Genomic DNA, 16825 nt, shown 5'->3' with positions numbered 1-16825 from the left:
ATTTACGAGCCTTTGACCACACTTATAAGTCAATATATAAGTATACTTACTTATAAAGTATTTTTGTGGGCAAATGCTCGATGTTTTTATGTAAACACGTTCACCTTTAGGCGTACCAGGAAACGTACTTCGGTTTGCCGTCCCATTTCTGCAAGCTGGTTAGGCTCAAGTTTCCACCGTACAGGCAGTGCCGCCCGGCTGCGCGGCGGGTCGATTCCTTGGCAGTTGGAACAAACTCGCCGGGATTTGGTACGGTTACGCCCGCCATGTTGCCGCTACTGCTCGCCGTTGTTGCTTGCTTTATCTGACGAACAACAGCAGAACGAGCCGAAGGCACCCGGACAACCTCGTAAAAATCAACGTTGGTCTGATCGTAGCCCCACGATGAAAAAAGAATATCGCCTACACTCAGATCGTGTGCGGTTTCACGCCGGGCACGCTTGCAGTTCTCCATCTCGGTTTCGGTCTTAACAAGTTCAGCCAGGTAGGTTTCGCGGCGCTCGTCGTCAGCAAACGCAAGAAAACGGCACGGCTTACTTTGTCGGCCTTTGTATGCAACAAACGCCGGGCCTTTCTTGCTCTCGTAGCAATAAGCAACAATTGCAGCAGCGGGGAATTCACGGGTTTCAGCATTTTCTGGAATAAAGCGGTTCATGGTATTTTCTCCGGATTTGGTCGGACATGGTGCCCCTGACGGGGCACCTGCCAGGATTAATCTTCAGTGGGCTGCATAATAGTGATAACCGGCGCAAGGTCATCGCCTGGGCCAATGGTTGCAGCTAACGCAACGCGACATGGGCGGTTGCCTCGGCCTTCACGCGGAACACGGTAAAGCTCGAAAATACGGCGCCGGTCGTTGCCCTTCGCACGACAAACAACAAATGCCATCCAAAGAACATCCCAAAGCCTCCCGCTTTCATCTTGGGTAACTGCTTTCCGGGCTTCAATTCCATCGTTCCATTCAACACAATCAGCCCATGCAGCGCGTGACATGGCCACCGGCACGGTAAAACCTGCCTCTCTGGCGGTGTCGGTTACGTCAATCAGTTCGCCATCAGCAATAGCTTGTGCGCGACTGTAGCTATGGATTAGGTCGGTAGCTTGAAAAAGATTATTCATGGTTATCACCCCTGTTTAATTTGGTGGTTTAGTTGGCCAAAACGCAACACGCTGCGCTCGGCCAGCTCGGCATCACAAATACTCGCAGCGGTTACAAGGCCACCGCCGTATTTAGCCCAACTTATGACCGTTAAAGTGCCATCGGGCAAACAGCCTCTATAGTCCTTGTGTGTACCGCGCCAAATTTTCTTGAAGGCCGCTTCACGCTCGTTTTTCCGCTTTTCAACCCCTGCTTTGCTAGTTGCATTGCCGGTTTTTTGTTTTTGAATTTGCGCTTGGTGATTCATGACAATGTTCTCCTTTGGTTGTGTGAATCTGCTTCGCTGAGTGCCTTTTGCCGTGATTGCCCGTAGGAAGGCCAGACAGGACAGGCCGGAAAGGGAGAAATCCGAGGCCGCAGCGCAAGGAAGCGTAGTGAGTGCGAACGGGTGACGATTTCAGGGCGTAGCCCGGCCCTTGAAGGAATGGCAGGGCTGGACAACTGTTTAGGGCAGGCGAAAGGAAATCAGCGAAGCTACACAACGCGCCAAAGGCGACTTGGACATGATTCACTCAAATTCAGCGGGAACCGCTATGGCAGGCGAGCAGTGCCTGCCTTGGATTTAGGGCGTGTCCGGTAAGCAGTCTCGAATGAGACTGCTGATACTTCATGCAACACGACGGTTTGTCGCGATGCCTGACAAGTTCAGTTTTGTAGAGATACGGCGTGGACGCGCCTGGCGCGTTTATTGTGTTCGCCAGGCGAACATCTGGCGTTAACTGTAGTAGGTTTGTCTTTCGATCAGTGCGAAGGAAGCTGAATAGGAAAATTCCCCGGTTCAGGGTTTTATTATTTTGCGTCTTTTAGGTTTGGGTGGATTTTCAGCTTCATAGCGAGCCAACGCTTCTTCAAAGCGTTTGATGATATTGTAGGTATTTTGTTTTGTGATTTCATATTTTTCCGCAATCACTGTCAAAGTGTCTTGAATCACAAAATGATCGTAGCAGATTTGGATGGATTTTTCTCCTGCTCTGCTGTACCGAAGAATTTTATCGAATTCGACCTTTCGCTCTTTAATAGCGTCTTTGTTCGTATATAGCTGGTAATGTTTGATCGTGCATCGTGCGATCTTTAAAACACCTTCAACCGTTGAATTTGTTTGTTGAGCAATTTCATCCAGACTTTTTGACGTAAAAAAAAACTCATGCGCTGTGTTGTATTGCTTCTTGGGAACGTTCAGCTTATTGAATACGGGCCTGATTTTAGCAATGGTTTCCTGAGCGGTTTGCGCATCTTCCATCAGTGTAGCAACCGCTCTAAATACGTTTTGTTTCGTGGTGTCGAATGTGGTGGTTATCGTGCCCAGGGAATGACGTGCCACCAGATAATCTCTGGCAATTGCCTGGGTATTCTCGCGTGTACGTGTAAACGCAAGCGTCCGCTCAAAATCGGGCGCTTGCATCCGGTTTTTGGAATAATAATAATGTTTTTTTAAAGTCATTCACTCGTATGTTTAAAGATTCTTCGCTTTGTCTATCAACATATCTAAGTTGAAACCCTCTGACTTGGCGAAGCCTGCTGAAAGGGCGGCTAATTTTAGCCTACCCATTGAAGAGTCGTCATAATCTCTTTGCCGAATCCCTTCGGAAACCGCAGCAACCCATTCTACAGTGTCTGCACCTTTGTCGAAAAACCCTCGTAGCATTTTTTCAAGTGTGGCGCGGCCTTCCTCGTCGTCAACCTGTAAAACATCGTCCCTTGCCTCATTATTGAGTTGGATGGAGGCTGATGTGGCTGGGAAAACGGTAAAAACCTGGCCGGGTGCCTCGGCGTCTCGGTTACGCGACGTGGCCTGGTTTTCTTTGGCCTTTTCGTCGTCTTTCTTGGCCGCCTGACGTTTGGTTGGCGCTACCTCAGCCTTGGCATTGCGCGAAATTTCGCGCATATTGCCAGATTTGGCAGGTTTTGCAGAGGAATTATTATTCCCGTCTGCGTCCGTTGTAGCTGTGGTTTTTTTTGCAGTGCTGGCTGCTTTGAGCGCATCTACTGTTTCTTTTGCCTTGGCTGGGTTTACTTTCTCGATCTGACGTACATCGCCGATGACTTCTATATCGGCGGTGATGTTCTCCGAAATAAGGCGTTGTGCCTGTTCGGACAGGTTTAGAAGCCCCCGAATTTTGTAAATCCATACGCGCCCACTCTTGGGCTTGCCGTACTTTTTCAATACGGCTTCAACGTCGCCGCCACAAGCGTCCAGGTCGCGCTGGATGCGTTGGGCTTCCTCTTGCAGGGTCAGATTCTTGCGTTTGATGTTTTCAATGAATTGGGCGGCATCGGCTTCCTCGTCGGTCATGGATTTGACCAGTACGGGGATGGCCTTCAATCCGGCCATTTTCGCAGCACGGTAGCGCCGCTCTCCGGCTACCAGTTCGTACTTGCCGCCTTGCATGGGGCGCACAAGGACAGGCTGCAAAACGCCTCGCGTTTTAATGTCGTCGGCCAGTTCGGACAGCGGGTTTTCGTCGTTCTCAAATTCCGTGCGTATCTGCTTTTTGATAATGATGAGGTCTAATGGGATTTCGGGAGCTTTGGCCATTGACTGTTCAACAGCCAGCGATTGAATGCCTTTACCAAACTTTCCAGCGGCAGCTTTAATAATAGGATTGGTCATGTTGATCCTTTATATGTATGGTTATCAGTCAAGGTTCTCGGGTCGCCACTGTCTGATAATTTCTTTAAAATCGTCGGCCAGCTCGAAATGATCCGGGTAATGGTGTTGTTCTGCAATCAGGCTGAAGACAGTTTGCATGTCGCGACATAGAGGTAAGTCCACAGCCCATAGTTTTGTGAGGCCGAAACCTCCATAGGTATCTGCATCCCACCATGCCAGCAAGAATTCCGCAATGCAGCGGCTCTGTCCTGTATCACCTTTGGCTGCTTCGATTAGGCGCACCAGCGCCTGCTTTTGTGCGACGGTTGGGGGATATGGTTTGTAGCTCATGGCCTGTATTGCCTCCAGGGGAATCGCCGATAATCCTCGGGGCTTGGGTTGTTTATCGCTGGTCATTGTTGGCTCTCCAATACATTTAATTGTTCAAGCACAGTTCGGCAATTGTCTTTCCATTCCTGTGCAGCTTTGCGATGGCTGGAACCATTGACAGACCGCCATACGGGTTTTCTGGCAGAAATCGCAGCCTTTACAGCATACCGCAAGCTAAAAGCGTAGGGCGTGATAAGCGATCCGTAGGCTTGGCGCAAGCTGACAAGTGTGGCGATTTCATCCTGGCTGCGGGTATTGATCTGATTGGGCACGATGCCCAAGTGAACCAGGCCAGGGTTTTCTGCCTCCTTCACAAGTGAAATGGTATCTAGCAATTCGGCTGCGCCGTCGATAGCGAAAATATCCATTGTCAGCGGCGTTATCACGGCATTGGACGCGGCCAGCAGCGCGGCCAATACCTGACCCAGCGCGGGGGGCGCGTCGATGATGCACAAGTCATAATCGTCTGCGAACTTCCCCAGCACAGTGCGGGGCGCAGCCAATTCCGGGCTATGAGGGTCGATAGTGCCTTTGATATGCTCCGATAGCTGCGCGTCGGGTGCGATAAGATCAATGCCTTCATCGGTCGCCAGCGGCTTGATGCGCCGCCCTGTCTGGGCGTTAAACAGGCTACTGGCCGTCAAGGCCGTGTAGTCTGGCGTGTGGGCAATTCGGCTTGATCCGGTCAGTATCAGTGTGGCATTACCCTGGGTGTCGAGATCAACAAACAACACTTTTAACCCGGCTTCAACAGCGGAAAAGGCAAGGTGTAAGGCGATGGTCGTCTTTCCTTGCCCGCCTTTTTGGGTTGCTACTGCAACTACTTTCATCTGTGTTTTCCTTTTTAAACTCTACCTGTAGGTCTGATTTTATCCGAAATGCTACCTGTAGGTCTAATCTTATCCGAAATACTTCCATCATGTCAATAAAAGAGTACACTTAAAATTCAATTTTTAGTAAACTCATGTTATTTAGGTTAAGTAACTCTATTTGTACCGCTTCGGCGGCGTTATTCTAGGAGTGATTTATGAAGAAAATTGTTATAAGAATAATCAGCGTTGGAATGCTAACTGCTTCAACTTCGGGTGCCGCAACAGACACAGCAGAACAATTTTTTACTGGTGATACACGCTTGGCATGTGAGGCGATCCTGTGTTTGTCCTCGTCACAGCGCCCGGATGAGTGCAGTGCTTCACTGAGTCGGTATTTCAATATTACGCGCTTGAAATGGAGCAATACAGTCAAAGCACGGCGCTCGTTTCTGAATATGTGTCCTACTGCGAAGGATGTATCTGCAAACATGCCCCAGCTTGTTGAGGATATTGTAAATGGCGCGGGCCGTTGCGATGCCGATTATTTGAATCGCACCCAACGGGTACAACTTAAACGCAAGGTATGCAAGGGTTGGGATAATAGCTTTATGAGCAGTTCTTGTAACACTGAAACGTATTACGGAATTAAGAACTCACTCCCCGATCACTGTGCGGCGTATTGGAGCAATAACTATACGGACGTTGCTGCCAAGTACATAGGGACGATGGAACAGAACGGCAGGTGGGTGCCTAACAAAGATTTTGTGTCGGAACAAGCGCGGTGGGAACAAACGCATCCGCCCAAGCAAGAAGAATATCCATGGTTGAAGCGTTAAGTGCGCTGTACGATGTTCGCCTGGCGAACATCGTCAGTTGAAAAAAGCCCTGCGTTATTGCAGGGCTTTTTCTTTAAAGTATTACTTCAGAAAATGATTGATCATTTCAATTTCTTGCTCAGTTAGGCTTTCCTGTTCGACCCTGGCTACTCCAGCGGCCAGTGCGTTCAGATAAATATCACTGATAGCTTTCATACGAGCCAGTGCCTGGGGCGTGTCGCCGCCTTGGTTGTGTATCGCTGCGTTGGCTTGTTCGATCTGAGCAATTGTATACATATCGTGTTTCCCTTTAGTCAAGTTGTGGGGTGCCTTCGTTATCCCCGGTAGTAAATTTGCAGCCCTCGCGCCATCGGTCGCAACTCCAAAAATGACCACTGCCGTCCTTGCGGGCCACGCGGCGTATCTGGCCCTTCTTGCACTTGGGGCACTTGTAGAGCTGATCGGGTTCTACATACGGCCCTGGTTCGCCGTCCACGTCCTCCACAGTGTAGCTGCACGGATTCTTGTCCTTCCACCGGCTGCAACTCCAAAAATGGCCGCTGCCGTCCTTGCGGGCAATGCGGCGTATCTGGCCTTTTTTGCAATGCGGGCATTCGTGGCTTAACCTCTGTTCTCGCGGTTGGCCTGGTTCGCCGTCCTCGTCCGATACAATGTATTCACATGGATCTATTTTGGCATTGCGCTGGTCGCAACTCCAAAAATGGCCGCTGCCGTCCTTGCGGGCGATGCGCCACAAAGTGCCCGTAGCGCAAGTAGGGCAGGGTCGGGAGATTTTGGCCAACTTGGGCAAGGTCGGGGCAAGAATTTGAGATACTTGTTCTTTAACCCATGCTGTTTGCTCGGCCAGAAAATCATCTCGGCTTAACTCGCCACGCTGTACAGCGGTCAGGCCCGATTCAAAGCGAGCCGTAATACCGGGGCTGGTCAACTCACTTGGCAGGCTGTCAATTAGCCCTCTTCCGGTATCGGTGCTGATAATATATTTGCCCTTGGCCGCAAGAAATCCACGCTTGCCCAAGTCCTCAATGATGGCTGCACGAGTGGCCGGAGTGCCAATGCCGTCACCATCTTTCAACAACGCTTTTTCGTTTTCATCGTCAACATAACGATGAATATTTTCCATTGTGGTTTGCAAGCTCGCTTCTGTGAAGTGCTTCGGTGGCGTGGTCTTGCGCTGGTGCGCTTGCACGTCGATGCATGTTACCGCGTCGTCTTGCTCCATGCTGGGTAGTGCCTGGCCGTCCTCGCCCTCGTCGGCGTCCTCGTTGGTGCTGTTGACATATAGGACAGTCCAGCCCGCATTGGTGATGACGCGCCCCTTGGTGCCGAAAACATGCTGGCCGATACTGGTCTGCACGGTGGTTTCGTCAAACTCGCAGGCCGGGTAAAACTGCGCCAGGTAGTTTTGTGCAATCAGCATGTAGACGTTCATTTCCTCCTGGCTCAAGGCGCTCATGTCGCCCTGATAGCCGGTCGGGATCATGGCGTGGTGCGCCTCGATCTTTTTATCATTCCAGATAGGCGATTCGATGCTGGTATCAGCGCCGTCAATCCATTGCTGAATCTGCGGCAAGTTGGCCGATAGGGCGGTCAGAATGTTGGGCGCAGCTTTAAACTGCGATGTGGGCAGGTAGCCCGAATCGGTACGCGGGTAGCTGGTCAGCTTGTGTTTTTCGTACAACGCCTGGCAGATTTCCAACACCTGGGCAACCCCGTAACCGAAGGCGCGGGATGCTGCCGTGGAAATGCCGGTCAATGAAAAGCCGGTCGGCTGCCGCTTGCGTCCGGCCTTGATTTCAAGGCTAGTAATCGCGCCTGGCTGGCCCTGCACGTCATCAATGACGGCCTGGGCTACGGCTGGATCAACCAAGCGGTTTTCATCGTCCAGCCCTGTATCATCGGGAGGATTCCAGCGGCCTATGTAGCTGCCGTTTTCGTGCTGCATGGTAGCCTCTACAACATAGAAAGGTACCGACACAAAATTTTCTATCAGCCGATCTCGCACGACGACAAGGTTTAACGTAGGAGTTTGCACCCGGCCAACAGGCCGCACACCACTGCCACCGTTTACCCGTTCCGTAATGGTCTGCGCTCTGGTGCAGTTAATGCCATGTGTCCAGTCTGCGCAAGCCCGCGCCATTGCAGCGAAACCCCAAGCCTCATAGCGCTCATTCGCAGCAAGGCTGCGTAGACCTTCATCAATACTGGACGGGTCTTGTGCGGACACCCAAAAGCGCAAAGTGCGCTTTTGATTGCGGTGTATCGCTAAAGGTACATCTACGATGGCCTGTCCCTCCCGGTCGGCGTCACCGGCATTGATAACTGTATCAATGCGCGGATCGTCTAGCCAGCGCTTGATATTGTCAATCAGATCTTTGGCTTTTGGATTGGGCACCCAACGCCATTGATTCGGCACGAAAGGTAATACGTCAGCTCGCCAGGTGGCTAGAGCCGGGTCGTAGACTTCTGGTTTCGCCAGCTCGTACAGGTGCCCAGCGCAATAGGTAACGATCGCATCGTCACACTGCCAGTATCCGCGCTTGCGCGTGGCTCCAGGTAGTCTTATCGCGATGGCTTCCGCAGCGGATGGCTTTTCAGCTATAAATAATTTCATATCGTGTTTTCCTTTTAACGTCTACGAATTGGCGCGTTGACGCGAATAGGGGCCGCAAGCGGGTTACTCGCATCTTTGATTTCAAAATCCAGGCCGCTACGCCGTGCGGCCTCGATCATTTGCTGCTTGAATGCGGTATCCCCGTTCAATGTCAGAGATTTACCGTATCGGCTCACAGCAACTTTTAGAGCAAGATCATAGGTACGCCGCTCGGGGTTAAGTACTTCAACCCCGAGCCTGGTGTCTTTGATGATGGTCTTGCCCTGGTCTTGATAGATGACGTTCCCGCCAATATCTACACGGTAATTGGGCAGCGCGAAAACAGGCTTGCCCTCGCCCTGGCCTTGAATAAAATCCGGCCCAACTGTCTCGGTCTGGTTCTGCTGCATTTTTCGCAGTTCCCCCAGCGCGGCCAGATCGCCATGCTCGGCCAGATTGTGCAGGAACGTGCGGTATTCAGCATTGCGCCCTGGTGCTTTTAAGGTGCTGTACACGGTTTGGCGCTGCTGGGCGATTTCTTCCAGCGCGATAACACGCACTGCGCGGGCCTTGGCCATTGCGCCTTGACGCTCCAAGCCGGTTAGCTTCTGCGCGGCCTGTTTCTGTTTCTTGTACAGACTGCGCACGGCCAGCGTTTCAGCACGAAAATGTTCTCTAGCGTGATCACGCTCGTTCTGCCGGTGTTTGTACGATTGGCCGCGCCATTCATTGAAAGCTACCCATATTTCCAAGTCTGGCTGGGGGAGGACATCTGATAACGATGCCTGGTGGCACTCCATCAAAATAGGCTGGGCATCCAGCCACGATTTATTCAGGTGCTTGGTGAAGAAGTCTCCCAGGTTGTACTGCTTACCATCGTGGAATATGCGCGGGGTACCATCGCGCCCTACGCCGGTCGAATATTGGGCCGGGTCGATTTTGTAGTACCTGGCTGCGGCCTCGATCACCAGCGCCGGGTTTGTCTCGGCTTTCAGCCGTGCCGCATTGACCGGGCCGCGTTCTTCGCGCACCTGCGCCCGGATTACGCTTTTCTGTCGTCCAGCATTTTTTTGAGGGTCGCCAGCTCGAATCGCTTCTTGTTCCAAAGCCGTGCGAAGTCGGCCAGCGGCAAGCTGGGCGGGTTCAACGTCAAGCGTAACTGCTCGATTGCCTTCAAGAGTTCTTGCTGACTGTATAAGTGCCTCGCGGCATGTAGTTTCAAGCTCTCGCATTGCCTGCAAAGCGCGGCTATTTGGTGTGCTTGCAAGGTCTACTCCTTCGGCTCGTCCTGCTCCTGGCCAATGCTCGGGCCGTCGCATTCCGTCATCGGCACCGGGTTCAGGCTGTCCCAACTTACCAGGTACATTACCCGGCAATAGCATTTCAGTCTGTCCTTCGTCGAAAACCATACCGAGTGCGGACAAGTCTGACAAACGGTGAATTCGGTCGGGAGGCGGGAAGGTTCCAACCTTTGCAATACGGGGCTTATAACGGTTGAGTCGTGTTCTGCCATGTCTATTCTCCTTGGTTATTCCAGGCTCTGCCGAATCGCCGCGATTTCGCGCGTGATTGGCTCTATTAGTTTGTTCATCTGCTCTAGGAGCACGTCCGGGCGGCTGGCCGCTTCCTGGCCGCGTTGCAGTGCCTGCGTGATGCGGGTTAATTCCTGCGTGATGACTAGATTCTGTTCGGTCATGGTCGCCATCATCTGGCTCAATACTTCTATCCTGGCTATTAATTCTTCCTCGATGTTCATACAGTCCTCGGTTTAAAGTGCGCAACAATGCTGTGCGTGATTGTTGCCGTTTTTCGGCAAGCCAGTCTGTCTTGCCTTGTTCATCCAATTGCTTATATGCAGCCCATCGGCCTTTGCTTGATATATAGCGCACTTCCAAAGCACGATGCTGCGTCCATTGCTCTACCTTCGCAGCGATCTTTTCTGCGTCGGGGCGAAGGGTCGGGGCCGTGGTTACAGCCTGTAAAGATTCAGGGGTAATGTCTTTAAGATTGATGCCCTTGTCAGCCCATGCGAGTTTGACGTTCAGATAGTCGCCGTCGCGCCCGTGGCGCACCCGCACGGCTCCGTATTGCTCGGCAATGCGAGCTATATCCTCAAGGGTCTGCGCCCCAGCCTCAATAGCCTCGCGCTTGATATAGGTGCGTACCTCTTTAGCTGATAAATTTTCAAGGTCGGCCTTATGCCGCCCAAGAGGGGAGGGGGCCGGTTCGGCACGGGGCGCGTCATACGGGCTTTTCAGAGAAAAATCATTGTTAATTTTTTCCTGTATAGCGTCGTGAAAAGCTAGGTTCGCGGCACCGTAGCCTAGCGGGTCTAGGTAGGCGTCATTGCTGATGTTTCTCTTTGGGATAACTATATGAACGTGCGGGAGCCGTTCATAGGCTTTGCCGGTTGTCGCATGTATATCATGCGTGACTTTTGGAATATGCGCTTCCGCGTAGAAAACATATTCCTCGGCGTCATAGGCGGCCATGAGATCGCGTCGGTACTGTTCGGTTACGGCGCGTATCGTTTCCAGATTCACTTGGCCCTGGGCCGGGGTATCGCTTTCCGTGTACTGCTCGGCAAAGCTAAGGGTGATATGCAGGTAACGGCTATCCCCTTTCTGCCTGGTTTCAATCTGGTTAATTGTGCTGTCCATCAGATCTATATCGCCCGCCAAGGGGATACGATCATCTATCAGGTCGCGGTCGTATTCGCGTCCCCTTTTGCGCCCCGTTTCCAGATATTCGCGGATGCCGCCCGCTGCGGCGTTAACCCTGGCGAGCATAGGTAATCGTTTCGTTTAACAGGGCGCGAATATGGTCAAGCCCTTCGATGGCTTGCAAACATTCGTCCCTGGACAGGGTACCGGCAAGCTGGGCGCTGTTCAGCGTGTGGGCAACCTGGTTAAGGTTATTGCCCATGCGGTTGATCTGGGTAGCCAGGGTGCGCAAATCGGCGCTGGGCTTGGCCCGCTCCACAATCCGGGTGCGGTTATTCAGGATGGCTTCTTCAAGCCATACCTTCGTGGACACCCCGGCTTGTGCGCTGGCCTGGTTCAGCCGGTCGTAGGCTTCATTTCCAATGCGGAATGAAACTACGGCGGTTTTGGTCGATGCGCGTTTCTGCTTCATTGTCGTATTCGCCCCGCGAATATTTAAGGTGCTGGCGTAGTCAGCTTTCGATTCATGCCAGGCCACAGGGCCAGGCTATCCGGTTTCAAAGGTGGAACCTTTGGCACAGGGTATTTTACCGAAGGCGTAGCCAAAGTGTAAACATACCAGTAGTGCCTTTTTGCATTATAGGCATATATCAAAGCTGCTGCCATTAAAATTTGCATTAATTACGTTCATATCGTTTTATTTCGTCTTTATTGCGTTTTAATAATTTTATATAACTTGATAATTCTGTTTTATTAATTTAATATTCAGTTTTCATTTCAGCTTATATATGTTTTATTTCGTTTCTTATCGTTTTATTCTGCTCTGAACCGTCTTTGGTCTCTATGAGCGATTTAAATAGCCCATTGGATTTTTATAAATCCACCAAAACAACCAAGTCGGGTGGGTTACACCGGATAATGAAACAAATGGCGTTCCTTCATTATTTGGGGCTGCCGTTTAAAGAGATTCACAAATATGCGGTTGAACAGGGATACAAAGGCACATATTCGTCATTCACGAGTTGGCTGCGTCGTAACGTAGATTTCGACGCAGAAATCCATAAGCATGAAAATGAATTCAGAGAGCTTGACCCTCGACCGCCTTTAAGTGGCACTGAGAATTTAAAAAAATTAGGTGATTGCCCAAAGACTTCTGGCAAGACAGCGACGAGCGAAAATGAAATGTTCGCCCCGCGAACACAACGAGAAAAAACGAAACCGTCTACTAGGCGTCATAAAGCGGAGCCGAGTGTTACAGAACCGTCAACAGAGACGGAGCAACAGCCTTCACCAAGGGACGTTTTAAAAAAATGGAAAACGCCCTCTTATGAAGATCAATTAGATAAACACGGAATAGGAAAACACGATGACGAAGATAGCAGTCGTTAATTTCTCTGGCAATGTAGGGAAATCCACGCTAACAAAACATTTACTGGCCCCTCGACTTCACAATTGCGAAGTCATTCAGGTGGAGAGCATCAACACAACAAATGTTGATGGCGAAAAAGTGAGCGGCAAACATTTCAAGAAGGTTATTGAAGAAATCGCCTTGCACCAGAACGTCGTTGTAGATGTGGGATCATCAAATGTCGAGCTGGCATTCGCGGCACTAAAAGACCTTGACGATGCCCACGAGGATTTTGATTACTTCGTAGTGCCCTGCGTGCCTGATGGCAAACAACAAAACGATACTTTGGAATTGCTAACGCAGTTGCAGGAGTTCGGTATACCCGGCTCAAAAATCAAAGTCATTCTGAATTATGTGCCTCGTGATGAAGTGCCGGAATCTTTGTTTCCTTCCATCGTTGGTTACTGCTCGGAAATGGGAATCGGCTGGGCAACTGTGTATTACAACGAGGTATTTGAATTACTTACTAAAAGCACGGTGGATCAAGTCGTGGCCAACCTGGACGATGTGACCGCACGCATAAAAGAAATTCAGGCCAAACCCGCTGAAGAACAAAACAAGAAAAAATTACGGGAACTCTCCGGCCTGAGAACAAGCGGGCGCATGGCAAAGGGCGTTAAGAAACATTTCGATGAAATCTTTGGGACACTCTTCAATGAATGAGCGACCCGCATCAACAATCCTGGAGCAAGTCCATGCCGACTTGCTCCTCGATATACAAAAACTTTTGCTTGAAACCGAGACGTTGAAAAAAGACTTGCCCCAGTTGTATAAGAACGTCACTGGCGACGTAGAAAACGCGGCAAAAGTTGCTCAGGATGCTTTCAAGGATATGGAATCTATGGCGCGTGCTCTGGCCATCCATACTAACAAAGCAAAATCTGATTTTGAAATTGAGTCTGAAGCACTCCAAGCCAAAATAAGCAAACAAGCCGAATTAAATGCAAAAACCATCACGGCAGGTTTTTCTCCATTCACCAAACACCTGTGGTTATTAAGCGCACTGGTAGGCTGCAATTTGTTGATTAGTCTGGCCTTTGGCCTGGCCTATCTGCTGAAGTAATCCGCCTTGCCTTGCAAGGCGACACCCCTTTTTCTGTTTATAAAAAACGGCGGCTCTATGCCGCCTTTTTGCGCCTTGCGCAATGCTTGTATCAAGGATGCAGACTGCTGAAAACAATCTGCTCGGCCTTAGTGAGAGCGTTTAAGTTAGTGTATATTATTATTGTTAAAAAAGTATTATCAATTGTTGACTTTATGCAGTTAATCATGGATAATACTAATGTTACCGGTAAAGTCTTTTTGTTATTTTCTTATGATTGATTTGCCTCCAGATTGCCAAGCCGCTCTGCGCGATCCAGTGATGCAACAGATTTATCAAGTTGAATCTGGGTTTAATCCGTTTGCTATTGGGGTTGTGGGTGGGCGCTTGGTTCGCCAGCCGAATAATCTTGCCGAGGCGGTTGCAACAGCCAATTACCTGACTAACCTGGATCGAAACTTCAGCATTGGACAAGGGCAGGTAAACAAAACCCATTTTGTGCGTCTGGGCTGGGACAGCGATATTAAAGCAGGCTTCGATGTGTGCAAAAACGTTGTGGCAGCATACGAAATTTTTCAACAATGCCAGTCCTGGGCGATCGGTTCTGGATTCAATGCAACACAAGAATACAGTGCAACCAATGCGGCCCTGAGTTGCTATTACTCCGGCAAACTGGGTGCTGGCAAAACAAACCCTGATGTGACCCGCTATATCAACAAGGTAATTTCTTCAACACCCAGGAACCCGGTCAACATGGATTCCGCATCACTTGTCATCCCATTGGCCAGTTCGGAAAAGGGCAAGATTACTAACGTTAACGCGGATCAAACCGGCGTGCGCGTTAAGGTCGTTAAGCCTCAATCAGCCAGTATGCTTTTATCTGGCAATTCTTCTGTTAGCAACACCACTTCATCAATGATGTTAATCAACCAAGCAAAGGATTAAATATGAAATCAGTGCGTAGTTTGGCAATCAGTATGGCTTTGGTCAGTTCACCTGCATTCGCGCAGCTTGAACGCGGCACGACGATGCTCAATAGCGTTTCAACGTGGCTTTTGTCTATCGGGGTGGTTGTGCTGACAATTGCGTTAATGTTTGTTGGTTTTCGCATGATGTTCCAAGCCGCTCAATGGAAAGACGTAGCGCCTGTTTTTTGGGGGGGTGTTTTGATTGGCGGTGCGGCAGGTATTGCCGGTATGTTAATCGGTTAAGGTTATGGTGGACAGTCGAGACAGGGTATTTAAGGGTGCTACGCGCCCTCCAATGATGTTTGGCATTCCTATCGTGCCGTTCATTCTGATTGTTGGAACACATATCCTTGTGGCGCTGTGGTCATTCGTGTTGGTGTCCGGTTTTGTCTCGGTTGCAGTATTCGTTTTGCTGGCATTCATAATAGTCGTGCTACGCCAGGTCAACGCGGACGATAACTTTAAGCTGGCTCAAGCCTTCATGTATTTCCGTGATATTGGGTATCGCACCAATAAGCAGTATTGGGGCACTCATAGCATAGGGCCAGTCACGTACAAAAAGCGGAAATGAAATGAGTAAAAGCACAACAGCTAAAGAGAAAGAGGACATATTTTCGCAGCAGCGCAGATATGCCAATGAGGAAGATTCGCTAGAGCGAATCGTGCCGTTTTCAAGCATTATTGATGATGGCAGTCGATGCTTCAAAATGAGCAAACGCTGGTGAGTCTGGCTCTTGCCCAGCGCCAGTCGCAGAGTTCTTTAATGGCTCAAGCGAGCGCAGAAGAAGGCAAGCGAGCCATTAAGGAAAACACGGCAAACCCCTTTATTGGACGGTAATCATGATGAATGTCCAAAGGATAGTGTCCGTCGTTTGTATAGGGTTTATCTTCGCTTTGGCTGGCTGCGATAACAACTCACAAGAGATTACGGCCAAGAAAATGATTAAGGAAAATACCGCCAATCCATTTGCGCCCAATGCACAAAACGGACAATCAGATTCAAAGACAGGCTCTAGCGTTGAATCTGGAAAACAAGAGATTACGACCAAGAAAATGACTGAGGAAAATACCGCTAATCCGTTTGCGCCCAATGCGCAAAACGGACAATCAGATCCAAAGCCGGTGCCTGGCGTTGAATCTGGAAAACAAGGTAAATAATTATGGCTGACATTGGAGTAATTGAAGATCAAGCTACCAAAATTCTGAGTTTGGTGGAATCGTGGGGCGACATACCTAATACGCTTATTGTGTGGGTTACTCCGGTGTTGGTGTTAGGTTTGACGATTCTAATAATGTGGCATGGATACAAGATCGTTCGCGGCGTAGGTGGGCAAGATCACCTCATAGACGTGCTGTTTATATCAATACGGGCTTTCCTAGTGTTCTCGCTGTGCTTGGTGGCTGGAACATACGCAAGCAACGTCATGGGAGTAGCAACGGAATTACGGGAAGGACTAACCGGGCTGTTCACAGGAACCGATGCAAACATATATGCCCAACTTGACGAAGTAATGAACAAGTCATCGGATGCCTACAAAGATATTCTGATCTGGTCTTATGACCATCTGAAAATCGGCATTACAGGTACGGACTTCACGGGACTGACCTCGATGATAGGTGGAGCCTTTATGGTGGGCTTTATCCTCGTATATGCGATGGTTGCAGCCATCAATATGCTCATAATTGATTTCTCTCTTGCAATCATATTCGCAGTTGGCCCCTTGTTTATCGCCAGTTTGGCATTCCAAGGAACCGCGCAATTTTTCAATACCTGGCTTGGTGCATTACTCAAATACATTTTTACTGCTGTTGTCGTCACCGCTATCGTAGGCTTCGGCACGACCATAGTGACGGGCTACGCAAACGGCTTATCTAGTACGCCTGTTGAAGCTCTGGACTTCGTTGGAGCCACAATGTCGGCAGTCATGGCCTCCGTGATTCTCATTTTCTTGACGTTTAAGGCTGCGCAAATCGGGGCCGATCTGTCCGGTGGCGTTGCGTTGCAACTCGGCACACTGGCTCACGCTGCCCGTTGGGCAATCAACCCAGCCGGGGCCGCATTATCAAATACTGTAAAAGCAGCCCACGATGCCAGCAAAATTGCCAGCGCTGGTACGGGTTACATAGCCGGTCGTGCTTCCCGAACAGAATTAGGTAAAGCAGTGGGTTCTTCTCCTGCCATGAAATCTGCAATGGCAGGTATCAATACTATGGCACAAATTGGCAGCGGTACCCGTACTGCCTTAAGCCATCGTTCTGCTATCAGTGCTGCTCGCACTGGTTTTCAATATGGTGCATCTGTCAAAGAAGGAACAGGCACGATTACAAAATAAATCCATGTAGTACCTCATTCTTGTTTCGCAT

The 16825-nt window shown here is 50.0% G+C and carries 22 protein-coding genes; 11 read left to right on the top strand and 11 right to left on the bottom strand.

The window, feature by feature from the left end; translation table 11 throughout:
- Positions 1-106: 106 nt before the first annotated feature.
- Genes BM331_RS02095 through BM331_RS02085 form a run of 3 tightly spaced genes read right to left on the bottom strand, consistent with a single transcriptional unit; the run spans position 107 to position 1406 of the window.
- Positions 107-655: a hypothetical protein gene (locus tag BM331_RS02095; protein WP_074926599.1), complete on the bottom strand. Its 549-nt coding sequence runs from the start codon at positions 653-655 to the stop codon at positions 107-109.
- A gap of 56 nt (positions 656-711) precedes the next feature.
- A complete protein-coding gene (locus BM331_RS02090) occupies positions 712-1119 on the bottom strand; it encodes a DUF6573 family protein (protein WP_074926598.1) in 408 nt (135 codons plus the stop codon).
- A gap of 5 nt (positions 1120-1124) precedes the next feature.
- On the bottom strand, positions 1125-1406 hold the full coding sequence (locus BM331_RS02085; RefSeq protein WP_074926596.1) for a hypothetical protein: 282 nt from the start codon (positions 1404-1406) through the stop codon (positions 1125-1127).
- A gap of 343 nt (positions 1407-1749) precedes the next feature.
- On the opposite strand from BM331_RS02085, the gene BM331_RS12110 reads away from it, so the two are divergent.
- Positions 1750-1878 carry a hypothetical protein gene (locus BM331_RS12110; RefSeq protein ID WP_256214775.1) on the top strand — a complete coding sequence of 43 codons (129 nt, stop codon included), beginning with the start codon at positions 1750-1752 and terminating at the stop codon, positions 1876-1878.
- Positions 1879-1937: 59 nt separating this feature from the next.
- On the opposite strand, the gene BM331_RS02080 is transcribed toward BM331_RS12110, so the two are convergent.
- The 4 genes from BM331_RS02080 to BM331_RS02065 form a co-directional block, all read right to left on the bottom strand.
- Positions 1938-2480: a hypothetical protein gene (locus BM331_RS02080; RefSeq protein ID WP_256214774.1), complete on the bottom strand. Its 543-nt coding sequence runs from the start codon at positions 2478-2480 to the stop codon at positions 1938-1940.
- A gap of 132 nt (positions 2481-2612) precedes the next feature.
- On the bottom strand, positions 2613-3770 hold the full coding sequence (locus BM331_RS02075; protein WP_074926593.1) for a ParB/RepB/Spo0J family partition protein: 1158 nt from the start codon (positions 3768-3770) through the stop codon (positions 2613-2615).
- A gap of 24 nt (positions 3771-3794) precedes the next feature.
- A complete protein-coding gene (locus BM331_RS02070; RefSeq protein ID WP_083414650.1) occupies positions 3795-4166 on the bottom strand; it encodes a DUF7673 family protein in 372 nt (123 codons plus the stop codon).
- Entirely contained in the window at positions 4163-4969 is an 807-nt protein-coding gene (locus BM331_RS02065) for a ParA family protein (protein ID WP_074926591.1), read from the bottom strand. The genes BM331_RS02070 and BM331_RS02065 overlap by 4 nt, the downstream gene beginning before the upstream one ends.
- Positions 4970-5166: 197 nt before the next feature.
- On the opposite strand from BM331_RS02065, the gene BM331_RS02060 reads away from it, so the two are divergent.
- Positions 5167-5787, top strand: coding sequence for a TrbM/KikA/MpfK family conjugal transfer protein (locus BM331_RS02060; protein WP_074926589.1), 621 nt, complete (start codon positions 5167-5169; stop codon positions 5785-5787).
- A gap of 81 nt (positions 5788-5868) precedes the next feature.
- Here the strand turns inward: BM331_RS02060 and BM331_RS02055 are convergent, their stop codons facing one another.
- The 4 genes from BM331_RS02055 to BM331_RS02040 are packed head-to-tail and all read right to left on the bottom strand — an operon-like array spanning position 5869 to position 11581.
- Positions 5869-6063 carry a hypothetical protein gene (locus tag BM331_RS02055; RefSeq protein ID WP_074926587.1) on the bottom strand — a complete coding sequence of 65 codons (195 nt, stop codon included), beginning with the start codon at positions 6061-6063 and terminating at the stop codon, positions 5869-5871.
- Between the two features lie 13 nt (positions 6064-6076).
- Positions 6077-8401, bottom strand: a complete 2325-nt coding sequence (locus BM331_RS02050) for a DNA topoisomerase 3 (RefSeq protein WP_074926586.1) — start codon at positions 8399-8401, stop codon at positions 6077-6079.
- A 14-nt stretch (positions 8402-8415) separates the two neighbouring features.
- Complete coding sequence (locus BM331_RS02045; protein WP_074926584.1) at positions 8416-11169, bottom strand: LPD7 domain-containing protein; 2754 nt, start codon at positions 11167-11169, stop codon at positions 8416-8418.
- Positions 11153-11581 (bottom strand): plasmid mobilization protein, encoded by a 429-nt coding sequence (locus tag BM331_RS02040; protein ID WP_256214773.1) that lies wholly within the window; start codon positions 11579-11581, stop codon positions 11153-11155. Before BM331_RS02040 ends, BM331_RS02045 begins: the two co-directional genes overlap by 17 nt.
- 305 nt (positions 11582-11886) lie before the next feature.
- Between BM331_RS02040 and BM331_RS02035 the strand changes: the two genes are divergently transcribed.
- The 9 genes from BM331_RS02035 (at position 11887) to BM331_RS02000 (ending at position 16794) form a co-directional block, all read left to right on the top strand.
- Positions 11887-12432, top strand: coding sequence for a hypothetical protein (locus BM331_RS02035; protein ID WP_143100913.1), 546 nt, complete (start codon positions 11887-11889; stop codon positions 12430-12432).
- A complete protein-coding gene (gene stbB / locus BM331_RS02030; protein WP_074926580.1) occupies positions 12410-13114 on the top strand; it encodes a StbB family protein in 705 nt (234 codons plus the stop codon). Before BM331_RS02035 ends, stbB begins: the two co-directional genes overlap by 23 nt.
- Positions 13107-13514: a hypothetical protein gene (locus tag BM331_RS02025; RefSeq protein WP_074926578.1), complete on the top strand. Its 408-nt coding sequence runs from the start codon at positions 13107-13109 to the stop codon at positions 13512-13514. Before stbB ends, BM331_RS02025 begins: the two co-directional genes overlap by 8 nt.
- Before the next feature lie 252 nt (positions 13515-13766).
- Positions 13767-14438, top strand: coding sequence for a lytic transglycosylase domain-containing protein (locus BM331_RS02020; protein ID WP_074926576.1), 672 nt, complete (start codon positions 13767-13769; stop codon positions 14436-14438).
- A 2-nt stretch (positions 14439-14440) separates the two neighbouring features.
- The gene (locus BM331_RS02015; protein WP_074926574.1) at positions 14441-14704 is read left to right on the top strand and encodes a TrbC/VirB2 family protein; all 264 of its coding nucleotides are present in this window, start codon (positions 14441-14443) and stop codon (positions 14702-14704) included.
- Between the two features lie 4 nt (positions 14705-14708).
- A complete protein-coding gene (locus BM331_RS02010) occupies positions 14709-15032 on the top strand; it encodes a VirB3 family type IV secretion system protein (protein WP_256214772.1) in 324 nt (107 codons plus the stop codon).
- Between the two features lies 1 nt (position 15033).
- The gene (locus tag BM331_RS11775) at positions 15034-15186 is read left to right on the top strand and encodes a hypothetical protein (RefSeq protein ID WP_177217813.1); all 153 of its coding nucleotides are present in this window, start codon (positions 15034-15036) and stop codon (positions 15184-15186) included.
- Positions 15187-15301: 115 nt separating this feature from the next.
- Entirely contained in the window at positions 15302-15619 is a 318-nt protein-coding gene (locus BM331_RS02005) for a hypothetical protein (RefSeq protein WP_074926573.1), read from the top strand.
- A gap of 2 nt (positions 15620-15621) precedes the next feature.
- Positions 15622-16794 (top strand): TrbL/VirB6 family protein, encoded by a 1173-nt coding sequence (locus tag BM331_RS02000; RefSeq protein ID WP_074926571.1) that lies wholly within the window; start codon positions 15622-15624, stop codon positions 16792-16794.
- Positions 16795-16825 lie beyond the last annotated feature (31 nt).

It is taken from the genome of Nitrosomonas eutropha (genome assembly GCF_900116685.1).
In the GTDB taxonomy this organism is placed as follows: domain Bacteria; phylum Pseudomonadota; class Gammaproteobacteria; order Burkholderiales; family Nitrosomonadaceae; genus Nitrosomonas; species Nitrosomonas eutropha_A.
This window is presented reverse-complemented; position numbering and strand designations above follow the sequence as displayed.